This is a genomic window from Selenomonas sp. FOBRC9 (genome assembly GCF_000287655.1).
GTDB classification, from domain to species: Bacteria; Bacillota; Negativicutes; order Selenomonadales; family Selenomonadaceae; genus Centipeda; species Centipeda artemidis.
In genome coordinates this window covers 42771-60240 of the sequence record NZ_ALJR01000025.1, presented here as the reverse complement: position 1 = coordinate 60240, position 17470 = coordinate 42771, and the positions used below count along the sequence as shown (strand labels likewise).

General features: G+C 58.7%; 15 protein-coding genes. All 15 read left to right on the top strand.

Annotation, left to right across the window (positions count from 1 at the left end):
* Window positions 1–7 precede the first annotated feature (7 nt).
* Window positions 8–1618, top strand: coding sequence for a CTP synthase (locus HMPREF1147_RS05840; protein ID WP_009658091.1), 1611 nt, complete (start codon window positions 8–10; stop codon window positions 1616–1618).
* Window positions 1615–4899 carry a transcription-repair coupling factor gene (gene mfd / locus HMPREF1147_RS05835; RefSeq protein WP_009658084.1) on the top strand — a complete coding sequence of 1095 codons (3285 nt, stop codon included), beginning with the start codon at window positions 1615–1617 and terminating at the stop codon, window positions 4897–4899. Before HMPREF1147_RS05840 ends, mfd begins: the two co-directional genes overlap by 4 nt.
* Window positions 4900–4903: 4 nt before the next feature.
* Window positions 4904–5596: an SAM-dependent methyltransferase gene (locus tag HMPREF1147_RS05830; protein WP_009658093.1), complete on the top strand. Its 693-nt coding sequence runs from the start codon at window positions 4904–4906 to the stop codon at window positions 5594–5596.
* 148 nt (window positions 5597–5744) lie between these two features.
* Complete coding sequence (locus HMPREF1147_RS05825) at window positions 5745–6017, top strand: HU family DNA-binding protein (RefSeq protein ID WP_009349955.1); 273 nt, start codon at window positions 5745–5747, stop codon at window positions 6015–6017.
* Between the two features lie 70 nt (window positions 6018–6087).
* Entirely contained in the window at window positions 6088–6864 is a 777-nt protein-coding gene (locus tag HMPREF1147_RS05820) for an SDR family NAD(P)-dependent oxidoreductase (RefSeq protein WP_009658095.1), read from the top strand.
* Window positions 6865–6933: 69 nt separating this feature from the next.
* On the top strand, window positions 6934–8088 hold the full coding sequence (locus HMPREF1147_RS05815; protein WP_009658063.1) for a glycosyltransferase: 1155 nt from the start codon (window positions 6934–6936) through the stop codon (window positions 8086–8088).
* Complete coding sequence (locus HMPREF1147_RS05810; RefSeq protein ID WP_009349958.1) at window positions 8066–8365, top strand: septum formation initiator family protein; 300 nt, start codon at window positions 8066–8068, stop codon at window positions 8363–8365. The genes HMPREF1147_RS05815 and HMPREF1147_RS05810 overlap by 23 nt, the downstream gene beginning before the upstream one ends.
* A 96-nt stretch (window positions 8366–8461) precedes the next feature.
* Entirely contained in the window at window positions 8462–8908 is a 447-nt protein-coding gene (locus HMPREF1147_RS05805) for a S1 domain-containing RNA-binding protein (RefSeq protein WP_009658107.1), read from the top strand.
* A gap of 76 nt (window positions 8909–8984) precedes the next feature.
* A complete protein-coding gene (tilS, locus tag HMPREF1147_RS05800; RefSeq protein WP_198002977.1) occupies window positions 8985–10427 on the top strand; it encodes a tRNA lysidine(34) synthetase TilS in 1443 nt (480 codons plus the stop codon).
* Entirely contained in the window at window positions 10424–10969 is a 546-nt protein-coding gene (gene hpt / locus HMPREF1147_RS05795; protein ID WP_009438108.1) for a hypoxanthine phosphoribosyltransferase, read from the top strand. The genes tilS and hpt overlap by 4 nt, the downstream gene beginning before the upstream one ends.
* A gap of 17 nt (window positions 10970–10986) precedes the next feature.
* Window positions 10987–12984, top strand: a complete 1998-nt coding sequence (ftsH, locus tag HMPREF1147_RS05790; protein ID WP_009438019.1) for an ATP-dependent zinc metalloprotease FtsH — start codon at window positions 10987–10989, stop codon at window positions 12982–12984.
* A gap of 141 nt (window positions 12985–13125) precedes the next feature.
* The gene (locus HMPREF1147_RS12275; RefSeq protein WP_009658111.1) at window positions 13126–13323 is read left to right on the top strand and encodes a hypothetical protein; all 198 of its coding nucleotides are present in this window, start codon (window positions 13126–13128) and stop codon (window positions 13321–13323) included.
* A gap of 167 nt (window positions 13324–13490) precedes the next feature.
* Window positions 13491–14987, top strand: coding sequence for a glycosyltransferase family 2 protein (locus HMPREF1147_RS05785; protein WP_009658109.1), 1497 nt, complete (start codon window positions 13491–13493; stop codon window positions 14985–14987).
* A 47-nt stretch (window positions 14988–15034) separates the two neighbouring features.
* The gene (locus HMPREF1147_RS05780; protein ID WP_037351236.1) at window positions 15035–16405 is read left to right on the top strand and encodes a glycosyltransferase; all 1371 of its coding nucleotides are present in this window, start codon (window positions 15035–15037) and stop codon (window positions 16403–16405) included.
* 79 nt (window positions 16406–16484) lie between these two features.
* Window positions 16485–17456, top strand: a complete 972-nt coding sequence (locus HMPREF1147_RS05775) for a biotin--[acetyl-CoA-carboxylase] ligase (RefSeq protein ID WP_009658101.1) — start codon at window positions 16485–16487, stop codon at window positions 17454–17456.
* The last annotated feature ends 14 nt before the right edge of the window (window positions 17457–17470 follow it).

Below are 17470 nucleotides of genomic sequence, written 5' to 3'. Positions count from 1 at the left end.
GAACGGCATGGCAAAGTATATTTTCGTCACGGGCGGCGTTGTTTCATCTCTGGGCAAGGGCATTACGGCGGCATCCCTCGGTCGCTTGCTTAAGAACCGCGGGCTGAAAGTAACAATTCAAAAATTTGATCCCTACATCAACATCGATCCCGGCACAATGAGCCCGTACCAGCACGGCGAGGTGTTCGTCACCGACGACGGAGCGGAGACGGATCTCGATCTGGGGCATTATGAGCGGTTCATCGACATCAATCTGACGAAGCGCTCCAACATCACGACGGGCAAGGTTTATTCCAATGTGCTCAACAAGGAGCGCCGCGGCGACTACCTCGGTTCGACGGTGCAGGTAATCCCGCATATCACGAACGAGATCAAGCAGCGCGTCTACGATGTGGCAAAGGCGGACGGCGCCGACGTAGTGATCACGGAGATCGGCGGCACCGTCGGCGATATCGAGAGCCTGCCCTTTCTTGAGGCAATTCGCCAGGTCAAGAAAGAGGTCGGCAAGAACGACGCGCTCTATATTCATGTGACGCTCCTCCCCTATATCAGTGCGGCGGGGGAACTCAAGACGAAACCGACGCAGCACAGTGTCAAAGAGCTGCGTGCCATTGGCATTCAGCCGGACATTCTCGTCTGCCGGACGGAGCAGCCCATTCCGCGCGAAATGAAGGAAAAGATTGCACTCTTTTGCGATGTGGACGCGGACGCGGTGATCGAGAACCGTACGGCATCAACAATTTACGAAGTCCCGCTTATGATGCAGCAGGAAGGGCTTGACCGCATCGTCCTGTCGAAGATGGCAATGAATTTTGACCCCTCCAATATGGACGCGTGGGAGCAGATGGTCTTTAAGATCAACCACCCGTCGAAAAAGGTCAAGATTGCCGTCGTCGGGAAATACGTCGCCCTGCCGGATGCCTATATGTCCGTGACGGAAGCGCTGCATCACGGCGGCATCGAAAACGACACACAGGTGAAGATCGCATGGATCAATGCCGAGGAACTTGAAAGCACAGAGGCTGATCTCGACGAACTCTTTGTTGGTTGTAAGGGGATTCTTGTGCCGGGCGGGTTCGGCGACCGCGGCGTTGAGGGCAAGATTCGCGCGATCGAGTATGCACGTGTGCACGGGATCCCGTTCCTCGGACTCTGCCTTGGGATGCAGTGTGCGGTCATTGAGTTCGCGCGCAACGTGTGCAGGCTCGCAGACGCGCACAGCACCGAGTTCGCGCCCGAGACGCCGCATCCCGTCATCGCTCTGATGGAGGATCAGCACGGTGTGGAGGAAAAGGGAGGGACGATGCGTCTCGGTGCCTATCCCTGCGTGCTCGCGGAGGGATCGCGCTCGCAGGTGGAGTACGGTGAGGAGGAGATCAGTGAGCGGCACCGGCATCGTTTTGAGTTCAACAACGCGTACCGTGCGCAGCTCTCAGCGGCGGGGCTGGTCATCGCGGGAACGAGTCCCGACGACCGTCTCGTCGAGGTGGTGGAGATCGCGGATCACCCGTGGTTCGTCGCATCGCAGTTCCATCCCGAGCTGAAATCGCGTCCGAACCATCCGCATCCCCTCTTTGCGGGCTTTGTCCGTGCGGCGCTTGCGATCGGCAGCAAATGAGCGCATTCTTTGCCGCGCTGCGGCTCGATCCTGCCGTTCGCAAGCTCTCTGAGGAGCTTGCGGCACAGCCGCAGCAGATCCTTGCGCATGGCTGCGCGGGCTCACTTAAGCATGCGGCGGTTGCCGCCGTCTATGACGGCACGCCGCGTCCGTTGGCAATCGTTACGGCGGGGCGGGAGTCCCTGCGTGCGTGGCAGGAGGATCTGACGGCGCTGCTTCCCGAGGCAGACGTCTACGAGCTGCCGGAGTTGGACTATGCGCTTGCCGCTGTGCAGGGTGCGGCAAAGGGCATGGAGCGTGCGGCGCAGCGCATGAACATCCTCGGGCGTCTCCTGCGCAGAGAGCCGATCATCGTGCTCGCGGACATTGGCGCGGCGGCGCAAAAGGGGCTGAGCGCGGCGGAGTTTTCGCGCGCCTCGCTCTCCCTGCGGCTCGGGGACACACTCGTACGCGAGGATCTGCTCGCGCGCATGGTCGGCATGGGCTATGAACACGCGGCGGAGGTCGAGCATGTCGGTCAGTTCAGTGTGCGCGGCGGTATCGTCGACATCTTTCCTATCAATGCACTCTCGCCGATCCGCATCGAGTTCTTCGACGCGGAGATTGACTCGATGCGCGAATACGATGCGGTGACGCGGCGTTCCATCAAAAATATCAGCACGGCTTCCATCATGCCGCTGCGTGCGGCGGATGATGAGGGGGAGGCGTGCTTTTTGAGTTATCTCGGCGCGGCGGGCATCATCGTGTTCGACGAGCCGACGCGCCTCATCACCGCCCTGCATGACGCCGTGCAGGAGGACGCGGCGCGCGCCGCACGCATCTTCTCATGGGAGGAACTCGTCGCGGAGGGGGCTGCGGGACATGAGCTGTTCGTCTCCCTCATGAGCCGCAAATTGCCCGCCTGTGCCCCGCATGTGCTCATCCCGTTTCAAATGGTGCCGATGACGGCGTTCCGGCGGCAGTTCACGCTCCTTGAGAGCGAGCTGCGCCGCTACCTTGCGCAGCAGGCGCGTGTTCTTGTGCTGGCGGGTGGGAGCGAACGGGCAAACCTCCTCCGCGATATGCTTGCAGGATGGAAGCTGCCTGCGGCGCTCCTCCGGCGGGAGGCGACACCTGCGCCGGGAGAGATCTCGGCTGCGGGCGGAGCGCTGCGCGCAGGCTTTGAGCTGCCGGCAGCGAATGTCGTCATCCTCACCGAGCAGGACATCTTTGGGCGGCACAAGGCAAAGCTGCGCCGCAGTGCGGGCGCGGGCGAACGCATCCGGCATTTCCGTGAGATTGCGCCCGGCGACTACGTTGTGCATGTCTCGCACGGCATCGGCAAGTACCTCGGCGTGGAGACGCTCGAGGTGGCGGGCGTACACCGCGACTACCTGCACATTCAGTACGGGGGTGACGACAAGCTCTTCGTCCCGACGGATCAGGTCGGTCTCCTGCAAAAATACATCGGCGCGGAGGGGGCGGCGCCGCGTCTGCACCGCATGGGGACGGCGGATTGGGCGCGCGCACGCGCGAAGGCGCAGAAATCCGTCGAGGACATCGCGGATCATTTGCTCGAGATCTATGCCAAGAGAAAACTCGCCGCAGGTCACGCCTTTACACCGGACGACGCGATGCAGCACGAGTTCGAAGAGGCGTTTCCGTACGAGGAGACGGAGGATCAGCTGCATGCCATCGAGGAGATCAAGCGCGATATGGAGAGCGAGCGCCCGATGGATCGCCTGCTCTGCGGCGATGTTGGATTCGGCAAGACCGAGGTCGCCGTCCGCGCTGCGTTTAAGGCGGCGATGGACGGATTTCAGGTCGCAGTGCTCGTGCCGACGACGGTGCTCGCGCAGCAGCATTATCAGACCTTTGCCGCGCGCTTTGCCGACTTTGCGCCAAAGGTCGATGTGGTCTGCCGCTTTCGTACACCGCGTGAGCAGGCGGAGACGCTGCGTGAGGTGGAACGGGGGCGTGTGGACATCCTCATCGGAACACATGCAATTCTCAATCGTACGCGCGTGCATTTTCGAAAGCTTGGACTGCTCATTGTCGACGAGGAGCAGCGGTTTGGCGTGACGCAAAAGGAGCGCATTAAGGAGTTTGCCGCAGGTGTAGACGTGCTCACGCTCTCAGCGACGCCAATCCCGCGCACGCTTCACATGTCGCTTGCGGGCGCGCGCGATATGAGCATCATCGAGACGCCGCCTGCCGACCGACTGCCTGTGCAGTCCTACGTCGTGGAGAGCAGCGACGCGATGATGCGCGGTGCGATCGAGCGCGAGCTTTCGCGCAAAGGACAGGTGTATTTCATCTACAACCGCGTGGAGAGTATCGATCGGATGCGCGAGCACCTGCTGCGCCTCATGCCGGAGGCGCGTATCGCCACGGCGCACGGGCAGATGAATGAGGACATCCTCGAGCAGGTCATGATGGATTTTTACGAGGGACATTACGACATCCTCCTTGCGACGAGTATCATCGAGAACGGTATCGATGTGGCGAACGCGAATACGGTCATCATCTACGACGCGGATCGGTTCGGGCTGTCCCAACTCTATCAGATGCGCGGACGCGTGGGGCGATCGGCGAAGATGGCGTTTGCCTATTTCACCTATCGGCGCGACAAAGTGCTGAGTGAGACGGCAGAGAAGCGGCTGCAGGCAATGAAGGAGTTTGCGCAGCTCGGCTCGGGCTTTAAGATCGCGGTGCGAGACCTTGAAATCCGCGGGGCAGGGAGCCTGCTCGGGGCACAGCAGCACGGGCATATCGCGGGCGTCGGCTTTGAGATGTATGTGAAACTGCTCGAGGAGGCGGTGGCAAAACGGCGCGGCGTGGCGAAGGAATCGCCGGAGGTCGAACCGGTTATCGATCTGCCCGTCGAGGCGTATATTGATGGCGGCTACATCGAAGATGCGATGCATAAAATCGAAATTTATCAAAAGATCGCGGCGGTGCGTACCGGTGAGGATCTGGATGCGCTGCTCGACGAACTGATCGACCGGTTCGGGGAACCGACTCCGCCCGTGCTCGCACTGCTTGATATCGCGCGCATCAAGAATCTTGCACGCAGCTTTGGGGCACGCAGTATTACTGCCCACGGCGAGGCATTTGATATCAGCCTGCCCGAGGGGACAAAGCTGCCTCTGCAGGCGCTCGTGCGTCTCAACGAACGCTGGGGACGGCAGATCGGCCCCGTTCCCGAGGGCGCGGGCTACCGCATCCGGCTGAATGCGAAGGAACGCAAATATATTTTGGATACCGCACTGGAAATTGTGCAGATGATCTGCGGAGAGTGATACAATGGGAAAATATCGGCTGACGGTCGCAGGGCTCGGACCCGGGGCACCCGGACTGGTGACGCGCGAGACATGGGATCGTATCGCCACGGCACGGCACATTATCCTGCGGACGCGTATCCATCCGACGGTGGAGGCACTCGATGCAGCGGGCATATCGTATGAAAGTTACGATGATTTTTATGAGACTGCAGCGGATTTTGAGGAATTGTATGCGCGCATCGCAGGAGATCTGCTCCGACGTGCGGCACAGGAGGAGATTTTATACCTTGTGCCGGGCAGCCCGTTTGTCGCCGAGCGCACGGTGCACCTCCTGCGGGCGTGGACACACGCGGAGGGGGAGGACGTCAAGATCCTGCCCGCAATGAGTTTCTTGGAGCCGCTCTTTGCGGTGCTCGGTCTCGATCCCGTGCATGGACTTTCCATCGTGGACGCCGCCGATGAGGATCGCATTGCCGAGGGGCTGCGCGGCGATACGATTGTGACGCAGGTCTATGCGCGTGAAATAGCGTCTAATCTGAAGCTGTTGCTCATGGAGCATATGGAGGATACACGGGAGGTATACTATCTGCATCACCTCTGTCTGCCGGATGAACGGATTGCACGGATCGCTCTTTTTGAACTCGATCGGCAGGAGGATACGGATCATTTGACGAGCCTTTTCATCCCCGATACACCCCTTTTTTGGGAAAAATGATGAAAAAATATACTTTTTTTCGTGGAAATGTGGCTTTTTTCACTCTCCCCCCCTTGATTTTTCGAAGTAATTCTGTTAAATTCTCTCATGACGGTGCGGTCATTAGGGTCGCAGGGAAAAAGAAAATATCTTAAAGGAGGATGCTACTTTGAACAAACAGGAATTAGTCGCAAACGTAGCAGAGCAGGCAAATCTCACGAAGAAGGACGCGGAAAAGGCTGTCAACGCCATTTTTGAGACAATCAAGGGTGCTCTTTCCGAAGGTGACAGAGTTCAGCTGATTGGTTTCGGCACGTTCGAGGTGAAGGCGCGTCAGGCGCGCAAGGGGCGCAATCCCCGTACGGGTAAGGAGATCAATATCCCGGCTTCGAAGACGCCTGTGTTCAAGGCTGGCAAGGCTCTGAAAGATTCTGTAAACTGAGTCGAAACGGCGTGAGACCGGGTTCCCCGATGGGGGAATCCGGTCTTTTTTGTCTATACGGTGAGGTCGTATGAAAGAACTCGTTTTCGCGGCCACTGCTTTTGCAGGGCGGACGGTACTGATCTCAGGGGGGACGTCGGGGATCGGATATGCCGCGGCGGAGATCTTTCTTGCGTGCGGCGCGTCGGTCGTTCTGATGGGGCGCGATCAGGTACGCGGAGAAACGGCGCTTGTGCGTCTTGCGGGCGGTGCGCGTGCAGTCTACTGCGCGGGTGACGTACGCTTGACTGAGGACTGCCGTGCGGTGGTGGAGGAGGCGGTACACGCCTTCGGCGGGCTTGATATTCTTGTCAACGCGGCGGGAATTTATGCAGAGGGGGCGCTTGAGGAGCTTTCTGATACGACGCTCGAGGAACTCCTTGACGTCAATCTAAAGGGGACAATGCAGATGACGCGCGCGGCTCTGCCGTATCTGCGTGCTGCGCGGGGCAATATTGTGAACGTCGCGTCTGATGCGGGGCTGCATGGCAACTACTATTGCGCGGCGTATGCGGCGACAAAGGGGGCGGTCGTTGCCTTCACACGTTCACTCGCTCTTGAGACGGCACGGGACGGCCTGCGTGTCAACGCCGTTGCGCCTGCGGATATTTTAACACCGCTCACGGAGCGGCAGCTCAGACCGGATCTGCCGCGTGAGGAGCAGCTGCGCACGATGGCGGAACTCTATCCGACGGGACGCATCGGCACGCCGGAGGAAGCGGCGTCGGTGATCGCATTCCTCGCATCGTCCGGTGCGGCATGGGTGACGGGCAGTGTCTATACGGTGGACGGCGGGCTCACAGCATAGCTGCAAAAAAACTTTTGTCCGCGGCATGGAATTGTGATACAATAAACGTATTCAGCGGAGGAGGCGATCATGGGGCGCGTTCATATTCTCATTTTGACCGCTTCCATCGGCGCCGGACATACGCGGGCGGCGGAGGCGATTCGTGCGGCAATTGCTGCGCGTGCGGGCGAGGACGTGCGTATTTCCGTTGTGGATTTTATGGCGCGCGACGTCTCTGTGATTCACTACCTCATGAAGCGTGTTTATCTCATGATGCTGCGTTTTGTCCCGAATTTGTACGATGTGTTCTTCCGCTTTGCGGGGAGTGCGGCGGGGGGCGGCGTGGTGCGCTCCGCATTTGCGTGGGTGATGGTGCGGACGATGGGGCGGCTTATACGCTCTTATCGTCCGGATCTCGTTGTTGCGACGCACCCTTTTCCGGAGGGGGCTGCGGCGTTGTGGCGGGCGCGATACGGCGGGGACTTTTTGCTCGCGGCGCTTCTGACGGATTATGCACTCCACCGGATCTGGCTCTCACGCGGTGTGGATACCTACTTCGTCGCGACCGAAGCGATGGCGGCGCAGATGGCGGAGCTGGGGATTGACCACAGCTTAGTGCATGTGACGGGCATCCCCATTGCGCGTGCAGAGCGTCATGTGAACCGCGCAGCGGCGAAGGAGCGCGCAGGAGTTCCCTTCGAACTGCCGGCGCTTCTACTCATGGGTGGTGGGCTCGGGCTCGGCGATATAGAGCGGACGCTGTGTGCACTCGAGACAAGTCAGGAACGGCTTGCCGTTCTTGTTGTGGCGGGGCACAATGCGGCACTTGCCGCGGATGCGCGGCGTGCAGCCCGGACATCGCGCCATCTGATCCGTGTATGGGATTATACCGATGAGGTACCGCTGCTCATGCGGGCGGCGGATCTGCTTATTACAAAACCGGGGGCACTCACAATCAGCGAGGCGTTTGCAGCGGGGCTGCCGCTTCTGCTGCATGATCCGATCCCGGGACCTGAGACGGAGAATGCGGTCTACGCGACACGGCGGGGCGCCGCAGTATGGCTGCATCCGGGCGAGCAGATCGTACCCGCCGTCGCGGAGATTCTCGCAAATCGATTGCCTGCAATGCGCAAAGCAGCGCACGCATCGGCACGAGAAGAGGCGGCGGACTGCGCGGCGCAGATATTGATGGAGATGTGCAGGAGCAAGAGAGGAGATAGAGATGGCGCGAAAGAGACCGTCTAGACGACCGCGCTGGTTCGTCATTGTACTCATCCTCATTCTGGGCTATTTTGGCTCGATTCTTGTGTCGCAAGGGCTTTATCTCTCCCATGTCCACGAAGATCAGCGAGGTGCGGCGGAACGCCTTGCGGCAGCGCAGGCGGAGAACGAGCGCCTCTTGGCAGAAAAGCAGCACCTTGGCGAACTCCCATATATCGAAAAATTGGCACGGGAAGAGCTGGGAATGACGCGCGTCGGAGAACTGCCCTATGCCCCCGGAAAACGCAGCGGCGGCAACTGATTTTCTTGACACACGGCGTATGTGTTGGGTATAATAAACGGGTCATCAATCATCGGGGGCGACCCCGCCGGTTTTGTATTGAAGGGAAGAAGTGTTTTGGCCATTGAAGTTGGCAGTGTAGTAGAAGGCGTCGTTACAGGGATCACGAATTTTGGCGCTTTCGTCGAACTCCCGGAAGGAAAGACAGGGCTCATTCACATCTCGGAGGTTGCCGATGTCTATGTGAACGACGTGCATGATTTCCTCAAGGAGCGCGATACGGTTCGCGTGAAAGTTCTCACCGTGGATGACCGCGGTAAGATCGGTCTTTCCATCAAGGCGCTTCAAGATAAGGCGCAGGCACCGGCGCAGCCGTCCGCCGCCCCCGCGCGCCCACCGCGTCCCCCCCGCGATATGCGGCGCACGGCGGCATCACGGCAGCCGGGATCTCCCTCGTTCGAGGATAAGCTCTCCCGGTTCCTGAAGGACAGCGACGAACGTCTGACGGATCTGCGCCGCAAGACGGACTCCAAGCGGGGCGGCAGAGGATCGCGCCGCGGATGATGTAAAGTAAGCGGCAGCGCATGGGTGCGGCAAAACATCCGGTTGGAACGCCCCTCATGCGGGGCATTACTGTAAAATGGGTGAAGGGCACTCTGTAAGGAGTGTCCTTTCTTTGTTGGAGGCGTCTGTGCAAACAAAGGTTGAACATGTTCTGCGCGCGCACGATTTTTTTTCACCGCTGCGCCATATCCTCGTCGCGTGTTCCGGCGGTGTGGATTCGCTCGCACTGCTTGATGTGCTCGACCGCTTCCGTCGTGCAGGGGGCGCGCATATTACATGTGCACATGTGGAGCACGGTATCCGCGGGGCGGCATCACGCGCGGATGCGCGGTTCGTCAAAGACTATTGTGCGGTGCAGGGCATTCCTTTCACCTGTGCAGCGGTGGATGCGCCCGCCTACGCGCGGGCACATCGAATGTCCCTTGAGACGTCAGCACGGATCCTGCGCTATGAATTTTTATATCGCGCGCGCGAAGAATGTGGCTGTGACTGTATTGCGACGGCACATCATGCGGACGATCTCGCCGAGACGGTTCTCATGCGCATCCTGCGGGGGACGGGAACGGCGGGGCTGGCTGCCATGCAGGAATGGGACGGTGTGCTGCTGCGCCCGCTCCTCACGGCGACACGGACAGAGATTGTCTCTTATGCACGTGCCCGCGCGCTTGCGCCGCGTTCTGATGAAACGAACGAGATGTGCGACGCGATGCGCAACCGGATACGGAACAAACTCCTGCCGATCCTGCGTGCCGACTATAATCCCGCAGTAGGGGCAGCGCTCGTGCGCTTGAGCACGCTCGCGCGGGAGGAAGATGAATTCATCGCGGAGCTTTCCGCCGATGCACTCAGACGGGCGGAGGACGCGGGGGGGCTCTCCACAGCCGTCCTGTGCGGGCTCCATCCCGCACTGCAGCGGCGCGTCCTGCGGCTCTATTGGCAGAAGGCAACGGCGGGGGGCAAGGATTTTTCCTATCTCCACGAGGAGCAGATGCGCAGCCTGATTTTCGTGAGGGGCGTTGCGCAGATCGATATGCCGCACGGTTATACGGCGGTCTGCCAATACGGGCGGCTGATACTGAAAAAGAAAGAAATACAAAACGATCAACCAAAAGATCCTGAAATTATACTTCCCATAGAACGTGAATATGCTATAATAGACTTTCAAGACTTTCAAATCCGTACCAGACGGATCCGGGGTGTCCGCCCTGCGGACTGCCTGCGCCGTGCGGGCGCGTATACGATCTACGCGGATGCGGCGCATCTGCCGCCCCTTATCCTGCGCACACGACGCGCCGGAGATTATCTGCGGCTTCCGGTCGGTCAAAAAAAACTCAAGAAGATTCTCATCGACGACCGTGTACCGCAGGAACAAAGGAACCGAATGCCGCTGATCGCCGTTGCGGGCGGCAGCGAGATCCTATGGATCGTCGGCGGCAGGCGGAGCATCCTCGCTCCGCTCACGGAGGAGACCGGAGAAATTGTAGAGATCAAATGTGTGAAGGAGACGATAGCCACATGATGAGCGACGATATTGAACGCATATCCTTTTCCGAAGAGGAAATTGCGGCGCGCGTACGCGAGCTCGGCGCGCAGATTGCCGCCGACTACCGCGATGCAAAGGAGACGGTCTACTGTGTCGGCATCCTCAAGGGAGCCGCCGTGTTCTTTACCGATCTGGTTCGCGCTATCGAACATCCTGTGTCCTTTGACTTTATGATCGTGTCGAGTTACGGCGATGCGACCGTGTCGAGCGGACAGGTTAAAATTTTGAAAGACCTCGATTTTTCGATTGAAAATAAACACGTCATTATCGTTGAGGACATCATTGACTCGGGGACGACAATGCGATATCTGCGACAAATGCTGGAGGGGCGGCATCCGAAGAGCATCAAGCTTTGTGCGTTCCTCTCAAAGCCGTCGCGCCGTGTTGCGCCCGTCGAGATCAACTACCTTGGCTATGAGGTGCCGGATGAGTTTCTCGTGGGCTATGGGCTCGACTATGCGGAAAAATACCGGAACCTTCCCTATATCGGTGTATTGAAACATTCCGTTTATGAGTAATTCGGAGGAGGGATGAGTTGAATCAATCACTTTTACGCAATCTCGCATTTTATGCGCTGATGTTCTTTGTCGTATGGACGGCTGCCGACTATATGTCGGGGGAGCACCGCAATGCACAGCAAAGTACGGCGCTTGGATACAGTGAATTCACGGCGAAGGTGAACGCGGGTGAGGTCGATAAAGTCGTCATCATTCAAAACAATATACGCGGAACGCTCAAGGACGGTACGGCGTTTACGACCATTACCCCCGAGGCGCCGAACAGTGACCGGGATCTCTATCAGCGTCTTTCGGAAAAAGGCGTCAATATCTCTGCGGAGAATCCACCCGAACCGCCGTGGTGGCAGACGCTGCTCTCCTCGCTCATTCCAATCGCGCTGCTCATTGGATTCTGGTTCTTCATGATGCAGCAGTCGCAGATGGGCGGCGGACGGCTGATGAATTTCGGCAGGTCACGCGTGCGGCTCATGATCAGCGACAAGAAAAAGGTGACGTTCGCCGATGTTGCGGGTGCGGACGAGGCGAAACAGGAACTCGAGGAAGTCGTTGAGTTTCTAAAAACCCCTGATAAATTCAACGAGCTCGGTGCGCGTATACCAAAAGGGGTTTTGCTCTTCGGCCCTCCGGGCACAGGAAAAACCCTGCTCGCAAAGGCTGTTGCAGGCGAGGCGGGCGTGCAGTTCTTTACCATCAGTGGTTCCGACTTTGTCGAGATGTTTGTCGGTGTCGGCGCTTCGCGCGTGCGCGATCTCTTTGATCAGGCAAAGAAAGCCGCGCCCTGCATTGTCTTCATTGATGAGATTGATGCAGTCGGTCGTCAGCGCGGTACAGGACTCGGAGGCGGGCACGACGAGCGCGAGCAGACCCTCAATCAGCTCCTCGTGGAGATGGATGGCTTTGCGTCCAACGAGGGGATTATTATCATCGCGGCGACGAACCGTCCCGATGTACTCGACCCTGCGCTGCTGCGCCCCGGACGCTTTGATCGGCAGATTGTCGTCGATAAGCCTGATGTGCGCGGGCGCGAGGCGATCCTCAAGGTGCATACAAAGGGGAAACCCGTTGCGGACGATGTGAATCTCGACGTTCTCGCACGGCGTACGCCCGGTTTTACGGGCGCAGATCTCAGCAATCTCGTCAACGAGGCGGCGCTGCTTGCCGCACGGCGCAACAAGAAGCAAATCCACATGGCGGAAACGGAGGAAGCGATCGAGCGTGTCATGGCGGGTCCCGAACGCAAATCTCATGTCATGAACGAGGAGGAGAAGCGACTTACCGCCTATCACGAGGGCGGGCATACGCTCGTCGGCATGATGCTCGAGCACGCCGATCCCGTGCATAAGGTTACGATCATTCCGCGCGGGCGTGCGGGCGGATATATGCTCTCTCTGCCGAAGGAGGATCGTTCCTACCGCACGCGCTCGGAGCTGCTCGACCGCATCAAGGTTGCACTTGGCGGACGTGTCGCCGAGGAAGTTGTGCTCGGCGAGATCAGCACGGGCGCATCGAGCGACATACAGACCGCAACGCAGATCATCCGCAGCATGATCATGCAGTATGGCATGAGTGATACGATCGGACCCATCGCCTACGGAGAGGAGAACCATCAGGTATTCCTTGGACGCGACTTCAATCGCGACCGCAATTACTCCGAGGACATCGCGGGGCAGATCGACCGCGAGGTGCGCCGCTATATCGACGAAGCCTACGAAGCGTGCCGCACGATCATCGTCGAGAACCGCGACAAGCTCGACCTCATTGCAAACGCGCTGCTCGAACGAGAGACGCTGAATGCGGCGGAGCTTGAGGAACTGATGAACCGGGGGCATATTGCCGAAAAGTCGGACGAGTCTGAGGACGATGATGATGACGATACCGCGTTCCTCATCCCCGTGGATGTTGTGATCGACGACTCCTCGCAAACGAGCGAAGAGGCGGAGCGTACCGTAGAGGAGCGTACGGTTCCCATTCCAACGGCGGAGCCCAAATTCAACCTGACTCAGTGGAATAAGTAACGCAGCTAAGGTGCTGCCGCATGGAATCGGCGTGCGGCAGCACCTCTTCTTTTAGAACTGAAGGTATTTCGTCGATAATAAATAGAGTATCAATATCTGTGCTTTGATTGGTAAAGTGCAGAGAGAAATGAGAGGGCGCATATGCATTGGTTTGATGAGATACTAGGCGCGGCGGATGATGCCGTTCGTTATGTTGATAAGACGCTGCGTGAACCGGGAGGGCTCACGGAGGAATCAAGAGACGTCCTTGAGAATCTGGCGGCGGTGATGGAGCACGTTGCGGAGCGTCTCGCGCAGGAAGGGGCGTTCTCATCGAAAAATGCCGCCGCTACGCGCTGAACACGGCGCACTCCGCGCAAAAGGCGCTTGCCGCGCAGACATCACAGGCGGCGTACAATCTATTTGCGTTCGAGGTACAGCCGCTCTTTTCGGATCTCCGGTATCAGCTCGATCTCGAATACAACGTCCTGCGCGACGAGGCGGCGCGCGAGGCTCGTCTGAATCAAGTGCTTGCGGCGTTCGAAGCGGCACGGCGGCGTCCGCGGCGCACGGACTTTAAGTACCGCGTCACCATCATCGTTCCTGCGTACAACAAGGTGGAGTTCTCGCGCTGCGCGCTCGAGAGCCTGTTCCGCCATACGGATTTTTCACGCGGAGACATCGAGCTGATCACGATCAACGACGGCTCGACGGACGGGACGGAGGAATATTTTAACAGCCTGCCCCATGAGAAGAAGATCAACCTCAAATACAATGTCTACAATCACCTCGGATGGGGCATCGCGCGCCATATCGCGGAAGGGGCGTACGTCGTCTATTTCTCGAACGACGCCGTAGCGACGCCGCACTGGCTTGAGAATTTGCTCCGGGTGCATGAGGAGATGCCCAAGGTCTTTTGGTCTGTCCCGAACTGCGGCGAGAACTGCATCTCGAACGAGCAGGGGATTCCCGTCGACTATGACAACACCTTCGCGGACATGGGGAAAATGGAGGCGTTCGCCGCGCGCAATAATCGCTCGAACCCGCTGCTATGGGAGGAGCGGGCGGCGCTCATGCCCTTTGTCAGCGTCGTGCCGAATCTCTTTGACGTGCCGGAGATCTGCGCGGATTACACCTATACCATGTGTGATTTCGAGGACGACGATTTCTCAACGATGCTTCGGCGGTGGGGATTCAAACAGATCCTCGCAAAGGATACGTTTGTGCATCATTTCGGCGGGGTGACGCTCAGCGAGGTGCGCAGAAAATCCGTCAACTTTGCAAGTCTGGTCAAGATGCGTCCCGTTTTTCGTGAAAAATGGAAGGTCGATCCATGGCAGTCTCTCGCACGCATACCGCATCTCAAAGAGGCGCTTTCGGCGTGGACTTGTACGAATAATCCGGTGCGTGCGCTTGTGATTGAGCCGATGTTCGGCGAGGGGATTTTCACGATACGGAATTTCTTTCGGCGCACGCAAAAGCGCGTAACGATCGATGCAGTCGTTGCGGATGAGCGGTATCTGCCGGACAGCAAGTATACGGCGGATCATGTGTATGCGCTGCCGCATCTCGACAATATAGAGGAACATATCCGGGAAAAATACGACATCATCGTTATGGGCGCGGCGCTCAATGATCTTTCCGTGCGGCGCGTTGTTCCGTTCTTCCGAATGTGTCGGCGTATGCTGCGTGCCGGGGGATTCATCCGGTGCCGCATTGTCAATTACAGCAGCGCTGAGAATATTCTGCAAAGGCTGCCGAACAGCATTCCGCCTCTTGTCTACGATATTGTTCCCGGTGCGGACGGGTACCGTGCGTTTTCCATTGATGAGACGGTCGGCGCCCTGCAGAGAGAGCTCGGCGCAAGGGAAATTAGTCTGCACTACATTACAACCGGGCATTTTTTCCCCGGCACAGAGGAATTCGAAGCCCTCGCGGCGCGCCTGACGGACTGCACGGATGCGCAGCGCGGCACGCTCCGAAACCTTCTGTACGGCGATCTTTTGATTCTGCATATTACGTAGTGTATCGTGCATATCGTCTTCCAGCGCATCAATAGGGAGGAAGCAGCGTGCCAAAATTAAGTATTATTATCCCCGTGTATCGGATGAAGTCGCAATTGCAACAGTGTTTGGCATCGATTCGCCGCACCGTTCGGATTCCCTATGAGATCATCGTCGTTGACGACGGCTCGCCGCAGGGCGAAGAACCGGCGTACGAACTTTCCAACGAAGATGGGATTCGGATGCTGCGGTCAAAGGAGCATCGCTCCATGGGACATGCGCTGTGTATGGGACTGCAGGAAGCGGACGGCGATGTCATCCTGTTCCTCCACGCGGACATTATGCTGAGTCCCTATACGGTGGAGGATATGCTCGATGCCCTCATCGCGCGCCCGGAGATCGGTGTGGTGAGTGCGGTCACGATGCGGATGAATGAGCACCGGCAGTTCAGTTCGCAGCCGAGCTATCGGGGGTGGGAGGATTTTGCAGCGGCGGCAGAGCAGCGCAGGAGCGGCGGTCTTACGATGCATCCAACGCTCTATTTGGAGCTGTTTTGCTTGATGGCACGAAGGGATGCCGTATGCGCGGCGGGGCTTCCTGACGAGGCGTATCGGACACCGTGTATGACGGCGATCGACTATACATTGCGTATGGTGAGGGCGGGGTATCGCTTAGGGCTTTTGTCGTCCGTCTATGTACATCATCAAGAGAACGCGCATGCGCAGAACATAGATGCTTACGATAAGGAAATATTGGCGGAAGCCGATCTGTTTCATGAAAAATGGGGCGTGAGTCTCACTTATTCGTTCGGCGTTCGAGACGACCTCTTCTCACTGATGGATCTGTCCTTGGAGGGGCTCCGCATCCTAGAAATCGGATGTGCGTGCGGGGCAACGCTCATGGAGATCGGCGCACGCAGCCCTTCGGCAAAACTGTACGGCGTGGAGCTGAACGAAAGGGCGGCTGAGATTGCACGGACGTATGCCGACGTGCTCGCGATGGATGTGGAACGCGTGGATGAAAACGACATTCGGGAGCGGTTCGACTACATCCTCATGCCCGATGTGATCGAGCACTTGCTTGATCCGTGGACGGCGCTCCGCAATATGCGAAAACTCCTCGCGCCGGGTGGATGCATCGTTGCGGGCATCCCCAATGTCGCGCATATCTCGAACCTCTACCATCTCCTGCGCGGGATGTGGCAATATGAAGATGCGGGGCTTTTAGACCGCACGCATTTCCGCTTTTTCACACAGCGCGAGATCGCGCTGATGTTTGAGGGGGCGGGACTCCGCATTGAGGATATGATGCTGCGCCGATTCGAGATGCCCGCGCCGATCATGGAACTTCGCAGGGAACTGCTCTCTCTGCAGTCGATCAAGGTGCGCCCCGAGGATCTGGATGCATATCAATGGTGCGTCCGCGCGCGGAGAGAATAAAATCTATTTTTTTGTAGCGTAGAGTCGTTATCTGCTGTATAATGGGGCGGATAACGGCTTTTTTGTTTGGAGGCATAATATGCGTAGTGATGTGCTGGAACTCCTGCGTGAAGCGGGCGGTTATATATCGGGTGAACGGATGGCGGAGCGTCTCGGTGTGACGCGTGCCGCGATATGGAAGAAGATCGCGGCGCTGCGTGAGCAGGGCTATGACATCGCGAGCGCGCCCCGGAGTGGCTATGCACTGCGCGGTGCGCCGGACAGCCTGATCGAAGCGGAGATCCGCAAAGACCTGGATACGTCGCTCATCGGACGCCGCGTTGCTTGCTACGGCGCGGTGGATTCGACAAATCTCATCGCGAAGGAGCTCGCACGCGAGGGGGCGGCGGACGGCACGGTCGTCGTCGCCGAGAGTCAGGGCACGGGACGCGGACGGCTCGAACGCCGCTTCTTCTCGCCGCCGGGCAAGGGCATCTGGGTGAGCATCCTGCTGCGTCCCTCGTTCCTGCCGCAGGATGCGCCGAAGTGCACGCTGATGGCGGCGGTCGCCGTAGCGCGCGCGATGGAGAAATTCGGACTGCACGCCGAAATCAAATGGCCGAACGACATTCTCCACGACGGGAAAAAACTCGTTGGCATCCTCACGGAGATGAGCGCCGAGATGGATCGCGTGAATTACATCGTCGTCGGCATCGGCATCAATGTGAACATCGCTCCCGAGGATTTCCCCGCCGACCTGCGGGAGATTGCGACCTCGCTCATGCAGATGAAGGGGGCGCCGCTCCCCCGCGTGGCGTTCCTGCAGGAGCTCTTGCGCGCGCTGGACGATCTTTACAGCACTGTGCAGCGCGAAGGATTTGCCCCCGTGCTCGCGGCGTGGCGCACCTATGCGGTCACGCTCGGCAGACCCGTCCGCGTGATCGCCGCGGCGGGCGAAACCTTTGACGGGGTCGCGGCGGATATTGACGAAGAGGGCGCGCTGCTCATCGACACGGCGTCCGGACGGCGGCGCGTGCTGGCGGGGGATGTCTCCATCCGCCCGCAGCAATAGATGAGATATCATAC

Excerpts from the sequence above, each read along its gene's own strand:
- HMPREF1147_RS12275 (WP_009658111.1), top strand. The coding sequence starts at position 13,126 with ATGCATTGGTTTGATGAGATACTAGGCGCGGCGGATGATGCCGTTCGT.
- HMPREF1147_RS05815 (WP_009658063.1), top strand. The coding sequence starts at position 6,934 with ATGGGGCGCGTTCATATTCTCATTTTGACCGCTTCCATCGGCGCCGGA.
- mfd (WP_009658084.1), top strand. The coding sequence starts at position 1,615 with ATGAGCGCATTCTTTGCCGCGCTGCGGCTCGATCCTGCCGTTCGCAAG.
- HMPREF1147_RS05840 (WP_009658091.1), top strand. The coding sequence starts at position 8 with ATGGCAAAGTATATTTTCGTCACGGGCGGCGTTGTTTCATCTCTGGGC.
- HMPREF1147_RS05830 (WP_009658093.1), top strand. The coding sequence starts at position 4,904 with ATGGGAAAATATCGGCTGACGGTCGCAGGGCTCGGACCCGGGGCACCC.
- HMPREF1147_RS05775 (WP_009658101.1), top strand. The coding sequence starts at position 16,485 with ATGCGTAGTGATGTGCTGGAACTCCTGCGTGAAGCGGGCGGTTATATA.
- HMPREF1147_RS05820 (WP_009658095.1), top strand. The coding sequence starts at position 6,088 with ATGAAAGAACTCGTTTTCGCGGCCACTGCTTTTGCAGGGCGGACGGTA.
- HMPREF1147_RS05810 (WP_009349958.1), top strand. The coding sequence starts at position 8,066 with ATGGCGCGAAAGAGACCGTCTAGACGACCGCGCTGGTTCGTCATTGTA.
- tilS (WP_198002977.1), top strand. The coding sequence starts at position 8,985 with ATGGGTGAAGGGCACTCTGTAAGGAGTGTCCTTTCTTTGTTGGAGGCG.
- hpt (WP_009438108.1), top strand. The coding sequence starts at position 10,424 with ATGATGAGCGACGATATTGAACGCATATCCTTTTCCGAAGAGGAAATT.